Genomic DNA, 1,528 nt, shown 5'->3' with positions numbered 1-1,528 from the left:
CCCACCCCTCCGGCGGCGGCGTGGACGAGCACGCTCTCGCCCGGCTCGATCCGGGCCACCCGGTCGAGCACCAGGAACGCGGTGGTGCTGTTGGACGGCAGCGCGGCGGCGAGGTCCGGCGCCAGGTCGTGCTCGTCGAGCGGGGCCACCAGGTGCGCCGAGGTGACGACCACCTCGGCGTACCCGCCGCTGTCCACGATGGTCAGCGCCGCGACCGGTTGACCGACCCGCAGCCCGTCGACCCCGGGACCGAGGGCGCGGACGCGGCCGGAGACCTCGATGCCCGGCACGAACGGCAGCGGCACGTCGACCACGCCACGCCGGTAGAGGACCTCCGCGAAGTTCGCCCCCGCGTGCGTCACGTCGATGGAGACCTGGCCGGGGCCGGGTTCCGGGGTGTCGAGCCCGGCGAAGCGCAGCACCTCCGCGTCACCGAAGCGGGGGACGGTGATCGCCTGGACCTGTGGGCTGTTCGTCATGACCACGATCCTGCGAGCACCGCGAACGGGTAGGCAGTGTCAGTTCATGGTGGGAGTGCCACCACCAGGATGCGTGCGCATCAGCCGTTCGAGTCGTTCGGCGGTGTCGGTGCCGGGGCGCGGGTCGTGCAGGACCAGGTGGTGTCCGGGGTGCTCGGGCAGCGGGAGCAGGGTCGCGTCGAACAGCATCGGCCCGATCGCGGGGTGGTCGACGGCCTTGACCGCGCTGGTGTGCTCCGCGGCGTCGTGCCGGGCCCACAGGGCGGCGAACTCGGGGCTGACCAGGGCCAGGTCCGCGGCGATGCGGTCGAACTCCGCGTCGTCGGGGTAGCGGGCGGCGTCGGCGCGGAACCCGGCGACCACCTCCGGGGCCGTCTCGTCCCAGTGCCGGTGCGCGGTCCGGTACCGGGTGTTGGTGAAGAACGAGACCAGGCAGTTGTGGTCGGTGTCGCCGTAGCCGAAGACCACCCGCGCGGCCTCGTTCACGACGACGAAGTTCCAGTGCCGGTCGCGGACGTAGCCCGGCCGCGGTGCCCACGCCGCCAACAACCGGTGCACCCGCGGCGAGACCGGCGCGGAGGGTTCCACCGCGGGCTGGGGCGGGTTGAGGCCCGCGAGCCGGTACAGGTGGACGCGACCGGCCTCGTCGAGCAGCAGGGCCCGCGCGACCGCGTCCAGGACGTCGCCGGAGACCTTGATGTCGCGGCCCTGTTCGAGCCACGTGTACCAGGACACCCCCACCCCGGCCAGCACCGCGACCTCTTCGCGCCGCAACCCCGGCGTGCGCCGCCGCCCGGCGTCGGGGAGCCCGACGTCGGCGGGCGCCAGCCGCTCGCGGCGGCTGCGCAGGAACTCGCGCAGTTCGGTGAGGCGTCGTTCTCGGGCCAGGGCGGTGCTCACCCGTCCACGATAGAAGGAGCCCTCCTCACCTTCCGTCGAACGGGCTCCTCGGGCGTTCCTTCCACGCACGCCTCGCCACCACGACCGGGAACACCGCCGTGACGAGCGAGCCGAGCACGACCAGGACCACCGACGGGATGGTCACCCCG

At 73.6% G+C, this 1,528-nt stretch carries 2 protein-coding genes; both read right to left on the bottom strand.

The genetic code is table 11. The features are described 5' to 3' along the window. Window positions 1-479, bottom strand: a 479-nt coding sequence (locus AB0G02_RS39645) for an alcohol dehydrogenase catalytic domain-containing protein (protein WP_360805515.1), incomplete at its 3' end; no start/stop codon positions are given. Between the two features lie 39 nt (window positions 480-518). Continuing rightward, a complete protein-coding gene (locus tag AB0G02_RS39640) occupies window positions 519-1,379 on the bottom strand; it encodes a helix-turn-helix transcriptional regulator (RefSeq protein ID WP_360805512.1) in 861 nt (286 codons plus the stop codon). Window positions 1,380-1,528: the final 149 nt, after the last annotated feature.

This window comes from Actinosynnema sp. NPDC023658 (assembly GCF_040639995.1).
Lineage (GTDB): Bacteria > Actinomycetota > Actinomycetes > Mycobacteriales > Pseudonocardiaceae > Actinosynnema.
This window is presented reverse-complemented; position numbering and strand designations above follow the sequence as displayed.